The organism is Pauljensenia sp. UMB10120, from assembly GCF_030212035.1.
Taxonomy (GTDB): domain Bacteria; phylum Actinomycetota; class Actinomycetes; order Actinomycetales; family Actinomycetaceae; genus Pauljensenia; species Pauljensenia radingae_A.
In genome coordinates, this window is the sequence record NZ_JASODH010000004.1 from 77,013 (window position 1) to 92,097 (window position 15,085).

A 15,085-nucleotide genomic window follows, 5' to 3' on the forward strand; every position below is an offset into this window, starting at 1 on the left:
AATCAGCGCTGCGCGTGCTGCTCAGTCAGGTAGGCCAGCACCGCGCGCACCCGACGGTTCTCCTCACCCGGCTCCATGCCGAGTTTGAGGAAGATGTTCGCCACGTGTTTCGACACGGTTGCCGCCGATACGACCAGTTCATCGGCCAGTTCCGCATTCGACAATCCGCGCGCCATGAGCGCGAGAATCTCAATTTCGCGCTCAGTCAGCGTGGACAGCTTCGACGGCTCGTGCCGCATCAGCTCCGCCGCCACCTCCGGGTCGATCACCACGCCGCCAGCAGCGACAATGTCGAGCGATCGGATGAAGTCAGCCACCCTCGCGACACGGTCTTTGAGCAGGTAGCCAAGCCCTCCGGGGGCGTCCTCATCCGCATTGCCGGCCGAAGGTGACCCCGCAAACCTGACATCCGAAGCCGGATGGTGGGCGGACTGCGGGTTGAACAGTTCGCGCGCGTAGGCCGGTGCCACATACTGTGACAGCACCACTATTCCTAAACCAAGGTGCTGTCTGCGAATTTCAACAGCTGCGCGCAGGCCGTCATCACTCATTCCCGGCGGCATGCGCACATCGGTGATCACCAGGTCCGCGTCGACCTGTCCAACTGCGTCAATCAGCTCCGGCGCTGTGGCGACGTGCGCGATGACCTCATGGCCGCGTCGCTCCAGCAGGCCGATAATGCCTTCACGGAAAAGCGTGGAGTCATCTGCCACGATGAGTTTCATCATGCCTCCTTATTGCTGAGGGGTGAGCCGGCTTGTGATGTGACGCTGAATTCGCCGCGCGTCAACATGAGCGGAATTCGCCCCGAAATAATGGTCGGGCCACCCTCGGGACTGGACACATCCAGGGAACCGCCGAAGGAGGCCAGTCGTTCACGCATGCCAGCCAGTCCGCCGTCGGCGCGCACGCTTGCTCCTCCAGGACCGTCATCTGTCACTGTGATCTGCAGATTCTCACCGGCGATGACCAGCACGGTGACATGCGCGTGAGGCGCATACTTCGCGGCGTTCGTCAGGCATTCAGCCACCATGAAGTATCCGGCAGCAATTACGCCCTGAGGAATGTCGGGAAGTGGGATGGGTACCTTGACGTCGGCGTCCAGCGGACTGGCGTCCGTCAGGTCTCGCACCGCTGCCTCAAGCCCCAGATCTGACAGCACTTTAGGGTGGATGCCGGCAACTGTGCGACGCAAGGCGGACAGAGCTTTTTCCGTGCGCTGGGCTGCTGATTCGAGGCGTTCGCTGACGCTGCGCATACTCGCGGGATCCACGCTGTCGCCCGCTGACAGGTCATCGAGCATCAAAGCCGCTTCCCCGATATCCATTGATGCTGCAACGATGAACTGCTGCGCTCCGTCATGCAGGTCGCGTTCAATGCGGCGGCGCTCAATTTCGAAGGCATTGGCGATGTCTCGCTGCGCGTGCACCACCTCGTCAAAAGCGTCGGGCGCTGCAGGAGCAGTCGAGCGGCGCCACCACGCCCCACCGTCGTGGTCCCTGACCATTGTCCACACGTTGAACAGGCAGGCCGCCAATACGGCGAGTGCGCACACGACCGCCACACCCAGACCAATCCCGGGATTGCTGAGAAATATCATGGCAAACAGGCATGCAGTCAGAGCGCTGAGACATGCGCCTGCTCCACATAGGAACGCTTTCCATTCATCTCGCATCTGCACACGATCATCCTATAAGCGCCACACGCAGCCCGGAGGGTGACGGCGCGCTCCAGTACTGGTCGGTTCAGACAGTAGACCTAGCTCTACCATGAAATATCGCCCCTGCTCACTGTTGAATCAGCACGCAAAAGGATGTACTGGTGACATGGCACAAAGAATGAATTCCGCGTCCGCAACACCTCAGGTGCTCAGCGGCCACGCGTTGACGAAAAATTTCGGAACCGTACCGGCTCTACGAGGCGTAGACATCGAATTCCCGCCCGGGCAGTCAGTGGCGATCATGGGTCCGTCAGGGTCCGGCAAGTCCACACTGCTGCACTGCCTAGCTGGGATTCTGCCACCCACATCGGGAGCCGCGTTCTTGGGGCAGGACAACATTTCAGCACTGTCCGACGCGCGCCGCTCCAAACTGCGCCTGGCCCGATTCGGCTTCGTGTTCCAGGATGGCCAGCTCATCCCCGAACTTCCCGCACGTGAAAACGTGGCCGTGCCGCTCATGTTGACCGGACAAAGCCGCAAAGCGTCCCTCGCTCAGGCCGATATCTGGCTGGAGCGGCTCGGCCTGGGTACCGAGAAGTCGCGCCGTCCCGGTGAAATGTCAGGCGGGCAGATGCAGCGCGTCGCCATCGCACGCGCCCTGGCAGGCTCTCCCAGCGTGGTTTTTGCCGACGAGCCGACCGGCGCGCTCGACCAGTCCACCGGCCACGAGGTGATGCAGATTCTGACGACAACAACGCAGATGAGTGGCGCAACGCTCATCATCGTCACGCACGATTCACACGTTGCCGACTGGTGTCAACGACTCGTTGAAATCCGTGACGGCGTTGTGCACGCAGATTCGGGTGTGCGCGAGGTTCCTGCTCAGGCCCCCGGTGGTGATCTGCGATGAAGACCCTGCACTTGGCTCCGATGCTCACCGTCGGCAGGCTGCGCTCCCGTGCCGGAGACGCGTGGCTGGACGTCCTGGCCGTCGCATCATTTGCACTGTCCACCGCGATGACGCTGACTGTGGCAGGCGGCGTGTGGATGTTCAACACATGGGCAAATGATCCTTCCGAGCGCCTCCTGGAAGCGTTCGTACGCCTCGACTGGGATCTATCGGCAACAGAAACGTATCTCGTGTTCGCCCTGTTCGCAGTCGTCTTACTTGCCTTCCCCGTGTTCTCTCTCGGGTCCTCAGCGGCACGCCTGGGAGCACAGGGCAGATCCGAACGCCTCGCCTCACTGCGTCTGGTTGGAGCAACAAGTGGGCAGGTCATCCTGATCGCACTGGTGGAAACGGTTATCCAGTGGGTAATCGGCGCAGCCATTGGCGTCATACTGTACGTGGTGACACTGCCGTTGTGGTCGCACGCTCATTTCCTCACTGTCGCCATCGACCCTGCCGAGATGCTCGTGCCTGCATGGATGCTGGCGATTGTGCTGGCCGTCCTGCTCACTATCGCAGTCATCTCAACACTGGTCGGCCTGCAGAAAGTGCGGATCTCACCGCTGGGAGTCGCCAAGCGGCATACACCGAAGGCACTGCGGATGTGGCGCCTGTTCGTCCTGGCAGGAGCAATCGTTCTGTTCTGCACCTTCGCTATCTTCCCGACCGCCGACTTCAATACTAAGGGAGCGCTCGTTGTTATTGCGCTGTTATCTGTCATCATCATCGCGATCGCAATCGCAGCTCCGTTCATCATTCAGCTGCTGGCGGCACCATTCACGCTGAGTCACTTCCCCTCGGTGGTCCTGGCGGCCCGCCGCATCATGGATGACCCGCGCGCTGTGTGGCGCGCAGTCGGAGCGCTGTCCATTCTGTGCTTCATCGGCGGGTTCACCTCCGTCATGGACTTCGCTACGGTGTCCACCACAAAGCAGGAAATACCACCAGCGGTAATCGTCTTCATGCACGACGTCCCGCTGGGCGTGACGATCACGCTGGGAATCGGCTTCGCCGTGTCAGCCCTGTCCACCCTGATGAACCAGGCGTCAGGGGTCTTCGATCGACTCACACAAACTCAGGCCCTGGACCGCATGGGATTCCCTCGTCACCTGTTCACCCTTGTTCGACTGTTCCAGAGTTTCGTACCCCTGATCGTGACATCCACCCTGTTCGCCGCTTTGGGTCGTGGCCTGTCGCTGGCGTCAACCGGAGGACGCAACGCCGCCACGGACGACGCGCTGGTGCGCCTGCTCATGATTGGCGGCATCGGACTGGGAATGAGTCTGGTGGCGTTGCTGATCTGCACACCGCTGGAGCGTCACGTCCTGGCTGCCCTGGGGCGCGCCAACGACTGAGGCTCGCCACCCGTGGCTACACTGTGGTGCATGCGCATCGGAAGCTACATTCACCATTCATGCACCGTTCACGACCACACATTCACCGTCCCGCTGGATCACAATGCGCCCGATGCGCATGACCACGGGACGGTGGATATTTATGCTCGCGAGATTATCCCCCCCGGTGGAGACAACCTGCCATACCTGGTGTTCATGCAGGGTGGTCCCGGAGGCGAAGGCCCCCGTCTAGGCGATTTTCGCGACGGATTCATCGGCCGCATGCTCAAGGACTACCGCGTCGTTCTGCTGGACCAGCGCGGGACGGGCAGATCCCACCGGCTCGACAAGCTCACGCTGAGTTCCCTCGGCAATCAATCCGTCACTGACGAGGGTGACCACGCTCCCACTGCTCAGGAAATTGCTGACTACCTGATGCTGTTCCGACAGGATCAGATTGTGCGCGATGCGGAAGTTGTGCGCCGTGAGCTGGCTGGCGATGAGCCGTGGACGACGCTCGGTCAGAGTTTTGGCGGCTTCATCAACACGTGCTACCTGTCGATTGCACCCGAAGGGCTGCGCGCCGTCTTCAACACCGGCGGTCTGCCCGGTCTGACGGACATTGATTCGATTTACCGGCTGACCTACGAGCGTACCGCAGCACGCAACCGCGCGTACTATGAGCGTTACCCTGACGATGAGCCGATGATTCGCCGCATCGCCGCGCATGTGCGTGACCACGAGGAATGCCTGCCAACCGGTGAGCGCCTCTCCACGGAGCGTTTCCGCATGATCGGCATATGTCTGGGTGGGCAACTGCGTTTCGACACACTGCACTACATGCTGGAAGCCCCCTTCGTCACGGTTAACGGGGTCTCACGCCTGTCGCGTCACTTCCTACAACAAGTGGCAGACGAGGTCGCTCAGACCACTCCCATGTATGCGGTGCTGCAGGAAACAATTTACGCTGCGACCACCCCTGCCCTGGCGGGCACTGCAACCCGCTGGTCAGCGGATCGGCTTTCGCGTGAGATCGCGGGGTTTGATCCAGATGCTGACCCGTTGGATACGTCCGAGCCGTACTACCTGACCGGCGAGCACATGATGCGCTCGATTTTCGATGAGGATCCGGAGCTGACCGGACTGGGCGAGGCTGCCGACATCCTGGCCAACCGCACCGACTGGCCAGCGGTGTACGACCCGGAGGTGCTGGCTGAGAACTCGGTACCTGTCGCGTCGGCCGTCTACTTCGATGACATGTTTGTGCCGCGTGAGTTGTCACTGGAAACTGCGAGCGCCATTCGCGGATCACGCGTGTGGGTGACAAACGAGTACCAGCATGACGGTTTGCGTGTCTCAGGAGGCGCCGTGCTTGACCATCTCTTTGCCCTACAGCGCGACTAACGTGGCAGATTCACAGCACACAACATCCACCCGGCGGCGCGTTCCCGGCCTTGACGGGCTGCGCGCGCTGGCAGTCGCAGTGGTGCTGATCTACCACCTGATGCGCTCGTGGATGCCGGGCGGCATGGTAGGCGTGGATGTGTTCCTGGTGATTTCGGGATTCCTCATCACGTCCCTGCTGATCCATGAGTTCCGCACGGCCGGTCGCATTGATCTCAAGGGCTTTTGGGTGCGGCGGGTGCGCCGCCTGGTTCCTGCCGTCGCAGTCATGGTGGTGGTGGCCACCGCTGCAGCCGCCATAGTCGGCGGGGATGCGCTGCTCGCTATCCGACGCCAATTCGTCGGCGCGTTGACGTATACCTATAACTGGGTGGAGATTGCTGCCGGATCCAGCTACTTCGACCGCAATCAGCCGCTGCTGCTCACCCACATGTGGTCCCTGGCCATCGAGCAGCAGTTCTACCTGATCTGGCCGCTCATCGTGATCGCCCTTCTGTGGCTGGCGCGCCGCGTTTTCACCCATTCAGAGCGCTGGATCTGGATCGTCGCTGCATGTCTGATGGCGGCATCAGCTCTGTGGGCACTGGCATTGGCAGCGGGAGGTGCTGACCCCTCGCGCATCTACATGGGAACCGATTCGCGTGCCTTCGGCCTGATGGCAGGCAGCGCGCTGGCGTTGGCCTGCGGCGATCCGCTCAGCATCGATGAACCCGCCCCGATCAGTGCGCGCACTGCGACGGCTCGTGCCTCGCTGGGCTACGTGGGCGCCGTCATTATCGTGGTGGTCGCCATCATGTTGCCCATGAACAACAGTCCGCTCGCCCTGGAAATCGTTCTGATCCTTGCAACGCTCGGCGCGGTCGGAGTGATCCAGGCGATGATGCCGGCAGTGCTGAGCGGTTCCGTATCGGGACGTTTCCTGTGCCGCATCCTTGATGCACCCTTCATGCGCTGGATTGGTGAACGCTCCTATGGCATCTACCTGTGGCACTGGCCGCTGTGGGTTCTGGGCTACTACCTCGTCGATGGCGACATGCCGCGCCCGATGGCGCTCGCTCTGGCAGCGCTCAGCGTCGTGATCGCAGAGGCCTCGTACCGGTGGATCGAAACGCCGCTGCGCAAGGGCGGCATCGTTGCCACAGTGCGCTTGTGGATCACGAGCCTGCAGGAGCGTGGCCGCATCATCGTGTTCATAGTCTCGATGCTGATCATCGGGGTGCTCGTGACTGCAGTGGCGCGCCAGCCTGCCATGTCCAGCGCCGAGCAGGCCATTCGCTCCGGCCAGGCCGCCATTTCCGGCTCGCAGTCCGCTGCCGGCGATACCACCCCCGCGTCCGGCCAGAAGGCCGAGGGTGACCCGTCTGCTGCCCAGTCCGCTGCCGCAGGTGCCGTATCCGGAGCGGGACGCGACCATTCAGATCAGCCCGCCACACCGATTCCCGGCAATCAGATCACGGTGATCGGGGATTCGGTGACGCTGGCGGCTGCGCCTGCTTTAACTGAGGAGCGTCCGGGTGTTGCGATCAATGCCGAAGTGTCGCGTTCGATCTATCAGGTTTCATCCGTCCTCACGCAGGTTGATGCTGAATATGGTGCCCGCCGCTACGTCGTTGTCGCTCTGGCCACTAACGGTGATGTTCCACCCGAGCAGCTCGATGAGGTGCTCAAGCAGCTCGGGCCGGATCGTCGCCTCGTGCTGGTCACCGGGTTTGGCCCGGACGATGACACGTGGATTCGCCCTGCCGCTGACACGATCCGCTCGTGGGCGGCAGCGCATAAGGACCGGGTTCGCGTGGCCGACTGGGCCGCCGCGATCGCAGAGCACACCGACCTCCTGGCCTCCGACAACGTTCACCCCGACGAAGAGGGCGCAAAGGTGTGGACGCGGACTGTGCTGGACGCCCTCGACACTGTGCCGAGGTAAGGGCAGGAAGCGCCTACTACAGGGCGCTCACCAGCAAGAACACCAGCGGGAATGTCACGGGAAAGACGGTCAGCGTCATAACGATCGTGGAGGTTGCTCCCTGAGGGTCACCATCCAGGCCGAGCGCAAGGTTGAGCACCGCTGACGCCGAGGGAATGCTCGCCAGGACGATCGCCGTCAGCGCCCACACCGAATGAATATCAATGCCACACGCTGCGATCACGCCCACCACCAGCAGCGGCAGCACCACCGTCTTCGTCAGGGCCGCAGCGAGGACCACTGACAATGGGACAAAACGCTGACGCAGGGCCCGCAGGGCCTCAGGGACAGCCAGACCAATCGCGAACAAGGCACAGGGCACCGTGGCTCCGGCAATCAGTGACGTCGTGTGCGTGATCGCCTCCGGGAGGCGGATATGCAGGGCATTGACGCCAAGTGCCAGGGCAAAGGCAATTGTGGGAGGCATGGTGACGGCCTGGATGAGGACTTGGAGCGCTCGCGGCCAGTGGCGGGGGCGGGCAGTATGCGTGGCGTGATCACGGTCGACGTGTTCCTCGTGCGCGGACTGTCCCAGCAGGAGCTGACGCATGATGGGATAGCCCGACAGGAAAACAACGTTGTGGAGCAGCTGAATGACGCCACCCGCAAGGCCGGCCTGTGGTCCGATCAGGGCCAGTGCGATAGGCACACCCATGTATCCGACGTTGCCGAAGGTCGCGCCCAAAACAATGGGGGACGGGTTGAACGCTCCGCTTGTGCGGGCACGGTCACGGGCGGAGAGATCAGCGTCCGTTTCCTGTCCTTCACGACGTTCCTGACATAGCCGACGCCGCTTAGAGACTGCTCGGAGAGTGAAGCCGAGCAGGAAGTAGAGGAGCACTGCGATGACGGGGCCTGAGAGTGCTTCCACGACCGGGGTAGCTGACGTGTCCAGTGGCGCATTGAGCACGACGGTGAACATGTAGCACGGCAGGGTGACATAGAAGACGAAGTCGTTGATCGGGTTCAGGGCACCGACAAAGTGACGGTTGCGTGCGAAAAGTGTTCCCAGCACTCCCACCGTGATCATGGGTGTGATCGTTGTCAGTACTGTCCCTAGCACCGTTTCCTCATCGTGACATCCAGCGTGCTGCCGGCATTTTCACGGACCCATGCGGCCCGTGCTCTTTAACAATAGGAGTCAGTTCGAGGATGCGCACAATTGGTCCACCGCACCACCCTCGTCAGTGCAAACTGGCGTCTGCAGGGCCGAGCGTCCATGACGAGAAGGCGATGGACAGTCCGCCCCTGGACGGCGAGCACACGAAGGGGCCTGCCTCCACCACCGAGCCATCATCAGGCAGACACGGCAGGACTCGCACCAACCTGAGGTCCTCGCCCACCACGCCGGCACGCAGGATGATCGAATCGTCGTGGCGGCTCACGCGGATCACCACATCTTTGTTGAGCCATTCGTGGACCGGCGACACTGACCAGTCGGACACGCCGCGCGTGACGACCGCGCCCAGCTGCAGCACTCCGTCGGAAAATTCAAGGCCCGCTTTGACCCAGTTCTTCGCGCCGGCGCGCACGAAAATGCCAGCCTGGTCGAATTGCTCGGAGAAGGCCGCGTTGAGCGTCACCTCCATTGCTGCACCGTGGGGAAGTTCCCTGACCAGGGCGTTCACAGTGTTCACGCTGAAGCCGTAGTAGGTACGCTCCCACGCATCGGATTTCTCGGTAGCGGTCACCACCAGCGTTCCCGCGTCGTCGATATGGTGTTCGGCAGGGTCATGTAGCCAGCGGCCCTCGCTCCAGGCAACGGTTGTGTGAGTGGTCATCTCGCGCTCCTTACGCTCCAGGCAGACTCATCCGGTCATAGAGATACGCGGGGCAGGGCGTCCCGGTCATCAGCACCGACGAGGGCGACGCTGTCCGCTGCTGCTTCTACTGTTTCATACCGGGGCCTCCTGAGGTGAGCGACTGGAGCACTGCGTGGCGGGAGCGTTCGTCCGGCTCGGCTGCAAATGCACATGCCGCCACGTAGGATTGACAGCACTGGATACATGGGAGGCTTCTGATGACTTGCGATTGCCGCGATCACAACTGTTCAACCAGCACGGATGTTGGCGGGAGCTCTGCGTTTGACCGCATTGAGCAGGCGCTGAGTGATCCGCGCAAACTCGGTTATGTCGCGTTGATGTCGGGTGGCACGCTCGCGTGGTATGCCATGCCGGACTTCGTGCGCTCACGACCTGTTCGCGGCGTGTTGAAGGCCGGGCTCCTGGGCGGAATTACAGCCGCATTGGCGTCAATGTTCAGCTGTGAGGATCACCGCGCGTTCGTCGGCAATTGTGACGAGGGGGGCGCGTGCGCCTGCTGCAACGAAGATGCTTCATGCGAGGGCAAGAGCTGCAATTGCGGTGAAAACGATGGATGTGGCTGCGGTAAAGGTCAGGACGGCTGCGCGTGTGGCAAAAGAAAGGGCAAATGTGGCTGCGGATCGGATGAAGGTGCCGCAGCCGCTGGTGAGCGTACCGTTCCGCTGATCGACAAGGATCAGGCTGGCCCACTCGACCCGAATCGGACGTTGGAGCCTGAACCACACAAGGAGTGCGACTGCCAGAGCGACGGATCGTGCGGCTGTACGGGCAATCGACACCACGACGGACAGCATTGCGATCACGACCAGTGCGGCTGCAGCACAGAACATCATCGCCACGGCGATCACCGCAGTGGCCACCACCAGGCATTGGACACCCTTCAAGAAACTCTGCAGGAAAATCCTGCACTTATTGGAGCCGCGGTCGGCATTACTGCTGTGACGACGGCTGCAACAGTGTGGATCGAGAAAACTATCTTTCGGCGCGGCGAGAATCGCAGAGCTGCGGGCAAGAGATGTGCGCACACGGATCTGGCCGCGCTGATGGCAGCCCTCGTTGCTGGAATGGAAACGGCGCACGTGTCCGGTTTGCTGAGCTCAAGACAGGACGCCCACTGCCCACATGATTGCGAGGATTGCGGGCGCTGACCACGACGACGACAGTGACAGGCAATGCGAATGCGGGTGCGAGGTGCACTAGACACGGCCACATCACATCTGGCGGGCGTGTCTTTTCGACGCTCAGACCAGTAGGCTGGGCTAGTGGCGTGCATGTGCGACATCACCAGGATTGAGGAGGAACAACTGTGGATCCCATTCATGCATCAGAGAATGAGACGATCGAAGCCATTAACTGGAACAAGATCATCGATGAAAAAGACGAAGAGGTATGGGATCGTCTGACTCGTAACTTCTGGCTGCCTGAGAAAATCCCGTTGTCCAACGACATTCAGTCGTGGAAGACGCTCAACGAGGATGAGCAGACCATGACGAACCGCGTGTTCACAGGCCTGACCCTGCTGGACACGCTGCAGGGCACCGTCGGTGCCGTCTCCCTGATCCCCGATGCGCGCACCCCTCACGAAGAAGCGGTCTACACAAACATCGCGTTCATGGAGTCAGTTCACGCCAAGTCATACTCGTCGATTTTCTCCACACTGCTGTCCACGCAGGAGATCAATGAATCGTTCCGCTGGTCGCGTGAGAACGAACCACTGCAGCGCAAGGCGCACATCGTGAAGTCGTACTACGACGGTGACGATCCAGAAAAACGCAAAGTGGCGTCCACGATGCTGGAATCCTTCCTGTTCTACTCCGGCTTTTACGCCCCGATGTACTGGTCGGCGCACGCCAAGCTCACCAACACCGCCGACCTGATTCGCCTGATCATTCGTGACGAAGCCGTGCACGGCTACTACATCGGCTACAAGTATCAGCTGGCTGTCAACGAGGCCGATGAGAAGCGCCGTCAGGAACTGAAGGATTACACGTTCTCACTGTTGTTCGAGTTGTATGAAAACGAAGAGCAGTACACCGAGTCGCTGTATGACCCGTTAGGGTTGACCGAGGACGTCAAGAAGTTCCTGCGTTACAACGCGAACAAGGCTCTGATGAACCTGGGGTATGAGGCACTGTTCCCGCATGATGAAACCGATGTGAATCCGGCGATCCTGGCAGCACTGTCACCGAATGCCGACGAAAACCACGACTTCTTCTCCGGTTCCGGCTCTTCCTACGTCATCGGTGAGATCGTCGACACCGAGGACGAAGACTGGGATTTCTGACAACCCCTGACAGACCCAGACGCTGCCTGGCGGTAAACAAGACGGCGCACGCACTGTAAGTGCGCGCGCGGCGCGCACGTGGAATGATACAAGTGGATTCAGGCCGCCCGACTGGTCGGCTCGGGCGCAGCGGGCGCCCATGGCAGTCGCATTGCCAGCCTGCCGAATCGTTGCGTCAATAGATGGGAGACAACATGCTCGCAGTGACGACACCGTCCATCGAAGGTCAGCCGATCACGCGTTACATCGGCCTTGTATCAGGTGAAACTGTTTCATCTTTCCCCGCGAGCGGAATGCTGAAAGCGCTCAACGGCGGACGCAAGAGAGGCGAGGAAAACCTGCAGACCGCTTTTGAAAATGCTGTCAACCAAATGTGCGAGCGTGCCGAACTCCTCGGAGCTGACGCCGTGATCAGTGTTGAGATGCACTACACCTGCATGCAAGGCACTCTGATCTGCACAGCAACCGGCACAGCCGTCACCCTCTGATTTCAGACTGCCTCCTGTCATCCTGCCGTTCCTGTCAGTGGATACACAATTGTCATCACACCGTTCTCACACGCGAACCACGGCAGGCACCGCACGCCCGACCGGCGCGCTCACACCAGTTGAACTTGCTTCATGCGGAGTGCTTGCCGGACTGGCAATCGTGGCATGTGTCGGCGCCACCATCCTGCCGTTCTTCAACAACTTCCTGCAGCTCATCGCTACAATCCCGATCGCCATGATTGCGGTCAGGCTCCGCCCTCGTGCATCACTGACCACCGTGCTGACCACCTGCCTGATCGGAGCCATCCTCGGCGGTGTCAACACCGCACTGACCGCAATCCAGGCGGCACTGGCAGGGTGGATCGTCGGAGCACTCCACCGCAAGCGCATCCGCACCCGATTCGCATTCCTGATCGGCATTATTGTCGGAGCCATCCTCGGAGCACTCACTGACCTGACGCTATGGCTGCTCACTGACCTGCGGGAACTCACGCTTGAATCTGTGCGAGTCTCAGTCAAAGGCTACGCGCGGCTGCTGTCCGGATGGAGTCTCACCCGCCCGATGTCCGACCTGCTCCTGACCTTCACCGACTGGATGGTGGCCTACTGGTGGGCGTGGCTGCCGGTATCCGTACTTTTCGCATTCGCACTCACATTGACCGTTGCGCACTGGCTGATGGGTCACGTCCTCGCCCGTATTCCGCAGGGCAATGCATTAGATCCACTGCGCGTCGACGAGGATGCCGCCGCCCCGATCCAGCCGTTGCCCACCACGCTCACTGACGTCCACATGCACTATCCGGGCGCCACGCGCGACGCGCTTGACGGCGTGAGCCTCACCATCGACCGCGGCCAGTTCGTCGTCATCGCCGGGCCGAACGGATCTGGAAAGTCGACCCTGGCATCCATTCTTGCCGGTGCGCGCCACAGCGCCGGATCCGTGAAGCGGCCCGGCCGGATTGGACTGGGTCGACAAAGCGGGGTCGCACTGCTGGCTCAACGCACCGAATTGTCATTGCTGGGCGAAACGGTCGAAGAAGACATCCTGTGGGGTATGAGTTCCGACGAGCGCGCCGCGCTCCCCCTCGACGTTCTTCTGGATCAGGTCGGTCTGCCTGGCCTGTCCGCGATGCCGGTACGTCACCTGTCGGGCGGCCAACTGCAACGACTCGCACTGGCCGGAGCCTTGGCACGCCAGCCTGTCCTGCTGATCTCGGACGAGTCAACCGCCATGATCGACCAGCAGGGGCGCACCGAACTGATCGCCATCCTCGCTGACCTGCCCCGCACCGGCACGACCGTCGTTCACATCACCCACGACCTCACTGAAGCGGCACGGGCCGACCGGCTGATCACACTCGACAACGGTCACGTCACTTTCGATGGTGCTCCCACCGACCCGACCAGTCCGCTCACCGACAGCACGACCATCGGCGCACCTGGCTCCCTGACCTGCCACCTCACCAGCGGCGCTGCCGATGTCGTGGCCGTCCCCACCGGCGATGCTACTGATTCCACAGCCTCTCCCACCCGCCCGCCAGCCAGCAGCGTGCACGACTCCCCCATTGACGAGGGTGACCCATCCGCGGTTCGCACCGCACCAGTCATGCCTGTGGTCTCCACCGACGATGAGGCTGACGACATCGTGTCCCACCTCAAACGGTGGGGGGATCACTTCGCCCCGGCGCTGACACTGCACGACGTGTCGCACGCCTACGACGTGAGGACCCCGTGGCACAAGCAGGTCCTCTTTGACATTAATCTGGACGTTGCGCCAGGTGAGAGTGTCCTGATCGCAGGGGAGAACGGGTCGGGCAAATCGACACTGGCACGCATCATGACAGGCCTGATGCCTCCCACCTGGGGAGATTGCCGCCTGGGCGACAAGCCCGCCAGCCAGCAAATCGGATCCATCGGCATGTCGATGCAATTCGCCCGACTTCAGCTCCAACGCCCGTCCGTGCGTCTGGACATTGCCGCGGCCGCCAACATCGACCCTGACGACACAGAGCGGGTCGACGACGTGGTCAGCCGCGCGATGGCGGAAGTGGGACTGGACTGTGAGTTGCAAAGGCGCGGTATTGATGAACTCTCCGGCGGACAGATGCGGCGCGTCGCGTTGGCTGGATTATTCGCAGCGGACCTGAATTTCATTGTGCTTGACGAGCCTCTGGCGGGCCTGGATGCCACATCGCGTGAACTGGTCATCAGCGCGCTGAAACGCCGGCAGGATCGCGGCATGGGAATTATTGTGATTTCGCACGATTTTGAAGGTTTGGATCAGGTGTGCTCCCGGCACCTTTCCCTCGTCGAAGGGAAACTGTCATGAGTACATTCGCACGCAATACACCACCCAACACAGGTGTTCACGGATCTGCCGCTTCGCGCAGGCACCCTCGCCCATCACCTACGTTGGCACTGCCCCGCCCGCTGCCGTGGGAATCTCCCCTGACGCGTATGTGGGTCGGCACGAAGATCATCTGCCTGGCAATTCTGACGACACTGCTGGTCCTGCTTCCCACGTGGCCAACTGTCGCGGCGGTCGGCGTGTGTCTCCTGGTTGCGGCTGTTGTCGGACGCGTGCCCATTTCGGCACGGCCGCGCCTGCCGTCTTGGATGTGGGCCGGCTTCATTGGCGGCATGATCGGGGCCGCGATCGGCGGCGGTGCATTGATTTTCGTCCGCGCCTTCCTCGTCATGGTCGAAGTGGTCCTCGGATCACTGCTGCTCGTGTGGACCACACCCATTGAACGAATCGCTCCGGCACTTCGGATACTGCTCCACCCCCTCACGTGGTTTCGAGCTCCTGTCGACGAATGGGTGATGGCGGCAAGTTTTGCGCTTCGAGGCCTGTCGACCGTGCGCGACCAGATGCAGGCAGTGTTCGACGCTGTGCGCCTGCGCTGGACAGATGATGGGCCAATGATGACATTTCGCGGTCAGCTCAAATTGATCGTGGATATGACAACCGCAACGTTATCCGCGTCCTCGAGACGTGCCGATGACACCGGCAGGGCAATGACAATGCGCGGCGGAATCCCGCCAGTTGAGCGCGATCGGGTTCGTTTTCGCTGGCCAGACATCATCGGGCTGGTCCTGGTTCTTGCCGCAACCGTTATCTCCGTCATCTTCCGCTCCGGTGTCCCGTGGCAGTGAATGTGACTGGTCTCAACACCTCTT

14 protein-coding genes are annotated in these 15,085 nt (G+C 61.4%); 9 read left to right on the forward strand and 5 right to left on the reverse strand.

The annotated features are described in order from the left end of the window. Positions 1 to 2 precede the first annotated feature (2 nt). A complete protein-coding gene (locus tag QP093_RS05100; protein WP_285015497.1) occupies positions 3 to 725 on the reverse strand; it encodes a response regulator transcription factor in 723 nt (240 codons plus the stop codon). Beyond that, positions 725 to 1,675 carry a sensor histidine kinase gene (locus QP093_RS05105; RefSeq protein ID WP_285015499.1) on the reverse strand — a complete coding sequence of 317 codons (951 nt, stop codon included), beginning with the start codon at positions 1,673 to 1,675 and terminating at the stop codon, positions 725 to 727. Before QP093_RS05105 ends, QP093_RS05100 begins: the two co-directional genes overlap by 1 nt. A gap of 151 nt (positions 1,676 to 1,826) precedes the next feature. Between QP093_RS05105 and QP093_RS05110 the strand changes: the two genes are divergently transcribed. The 4 genes from QP093_RS05110 to QP093_RS05125 are packed head-to-tail and all read left to right on the forward strand — an operon-like array spanning position 1,827 to position 7,271. Further along, positions 1,827 to 2,570: an ABC transporter ATP-binding protein gene (locus QP093_RS05110; RefSeq protein ID WP_285015263.1), complete on the forward strand. Its 744-nt coding sequence runs from the start codon at positions 1,827 to 1,829 to the stop codon at positions 2,568 to 2,570. After that, on the forward strand, positions 2,567 to 3,964 hold the full coding sequence (locus QP093_RS05115) for an FtsX-like permease family protein (protein WP_285015265.1): 1,398 nt from the start codon (positions 2,567 to 2,569) through the stop codon (positions 3,962 to 3,964). The genes QP093_RS05110 and QP093_RS05115 overlap by 4 nt, the downstream gene beginning before the upstream one ends. 30 nt (positions 3,965 to 3,994) lie before the next feature. Continuing rightward, on the forward strand, positions 3,995 to 5,347 hold the full coding sequence (locus QP093_RS05120; RefSeq protein WP_285015267.1) for an alpha/beta fold hydrolase: 1,353 nt from the start codon (positions 3,995 to 3,997) through the stop codon (positions 5,345 to 5,347). Continuing rightward, complete coding sequence (locus QP093_RS05125; protein WP_285015269.1) at positions 5,316 to 7,271, forward strand: acyltransferase family protein; 1,956 nt, start codon at positions 5,316 to 5,318, stop codon at positions 7,269 to 7,271. Before QP093_RS05120 ends, QP093_RS05125 begins: the two co-directional genes overlap by 32 nt. 16 nt (positions 7,272 to 7,287) lie before the next feature. Here QP093_RS05125 and QP093_RS05130 read toward each other — a convergent pair whose 3' ends face one another. The 3 genes from QP093_RS05130 to QP093_RS05140 all read right to left on the reverse strand — a co-directional run bounded on the left by QP093_RS05130 (position 7,288) and on the right by QP093_RS05140 (position 9,996). Next, the gene (locus QP093_RS05130; RefSeq protein WP_285015272.1) at positions 7,288 to 8,373 is read right to left on the reverse strand and encodes an AEC family transporter; all 1,086 of its coding nucleotides are present in this window, start codon (positions 8,371 to 8,373) and stop codon (positions 7,288 to 7,290) included. Between the two features lie 121 nt (positions 8,374 to 8,494). Next, positions 8,495 to 9,091, reverse strand: a complete 597-nt coding sequence (locus tag QP093_RS05135) for a DUF1349 domain-containing protein (RefSeq protein ID WP_058237662.1) — start codon at positions 9,089 to 9,091, stop codon at positions 8,495 to 8,497. Positions 9,092 to 9,645: 554 nt separating this feature from the next. Then, on the reverse strand, positions 9,646 to 9,996 hold the full coding sequence (locus QP093_RS05140) for a hypothetical protein (protein WP_058237661.1): 351 nt from the start codon (positions 9,994 to 9,996) through the stop codon (positions 9,646 to 9,648). 6 nt (positions 9,997 to 10,002) lie between these two features. Here QP093_RS05140 and QP093_RS05145 point away from each other — a divergent pair, with 6 nt between their 5' ends. The 5 genes from QP093_RS05145 (at position 10,003) to QP093_RS05165 (ending at position 15,061) form a co-directional block, all read left to right on the forward strand. Beyond that, entirely contained in the window at positions 10,003 to 10,281 is a 279-nt protein-coding gene (locus QP093_RS05145) for a hypothetical protein (protein WP_157843528.1), read from the forward strand. A gap of 167 nt (positions 10,282 to 10,448) precedes the next feature. Beyond that, a complete protein-coding gene (gene nrdF / locus QP093_RS05150; protein WP_092649035.1) occupies positions 10,449 to 11,417 on the forward strand; it encodes a class 1b ribonucleoside-diphosphate reductase subunit beta in 969 nt (322 codons plus the stop codon). A gap of 194 nt (positions 11,418 to 11,611) precedes the next feature. Continuing rightward, a complete protein-coding gene (locus QP093_RS05155; protein ID WP_070728262.1) occupies positions 11,612 to 11,905 on the forward strand; it encodes a heavy metal-binding domain-containing protein in 294 nt (97 codons plus the stop codon). A gap of 49 nt (positions 11,906 to 11,954) precedes the next feature. Then, positions 11,955 to 14,234: an ABC transporter ATP-binding protein gene (locus QP093_RS05160; RefSeq protein WP_285015277.1), complete on the forward strand. Its 2,280-nt coding sequence runs from the start codon at positions 11,955 to 11,957 to the stop codon at positions 14,232 to 14,234. Beyond that, entirely contained in the window at positions 14,231 to 15,061 is an 831-nt protein-coding gene (locus QP093_RS05165; RefSeq protein ID WP_285015279.1) for an energy-coupling factor transporter transmembrane component T family protein, read from the forward strand. Before QP093_RS05160 ends, QP093_RS05165 begins: the two co-directional genes overlap by 4 nt. Positions 15,062 to 15,085: the final 24 nt, after the last annotated feature.

Excerpts from the sequence above, each read along its gene's own strand:
- QP093_RS05100 (WP_285015497.1), bottom strand. The coding sequence starts at position 725 with ATGAAACTCATCGTGGCAGATGACTCCACGCTTTTCCGTGAAGGCATT.
- QP093_RS05105 (WP_285015499.1), bottom strand. The coding sequence starts at position 1,675 with ATGCGAGATGAATGGAAAGCGTTCCTATGTGGAGCAGGCGCATGTCTC.
- QP093_RS05110 (WP_285015263.1), top strand. The coding sequence starts at position 1,827 with ATGGCACAAAGAATGAATTCCGCGTCCGCAACACCTCAGGTGCTCAGC.
- QP093_RS05115 (WP_285015265.1), top strand. The coding sequence starts at position 2,567 with ATGAAGACCCTGCACTTGGCTCCGATGCTCACCGTCGGCAGGCTGCGC.
- QP093_RS05120 (WP_285015267.1), top strand. The coding sequence starts at position 3,995 with ATGCGCATCGGAAGCTACATTCACCATTCATGCACCGTTCACGACCAC.
- QP093_RS05135 (WP_058237662.1), bottom strand. The coding sequence starts at position 9,091 with ATGACCACTCACACAACCGTTGCCTGGAGCGAGGGCCGCTGGCTACAT.
- QP093_RS05155 (WP_070728262.1), top strand. The coding sequence starts at position 11,612 with ATGCTCGCAGTGACGACACCGTCCATCGAAGGTCAGCCGATCACGCGT.
- QP093_RS05165 (WP_285015279.1), top strand. The coding sequence starts at position 14,231 with ATGAGTACATTCGCACGCAATACACCACCCAACACAGGTGTTCACGGA.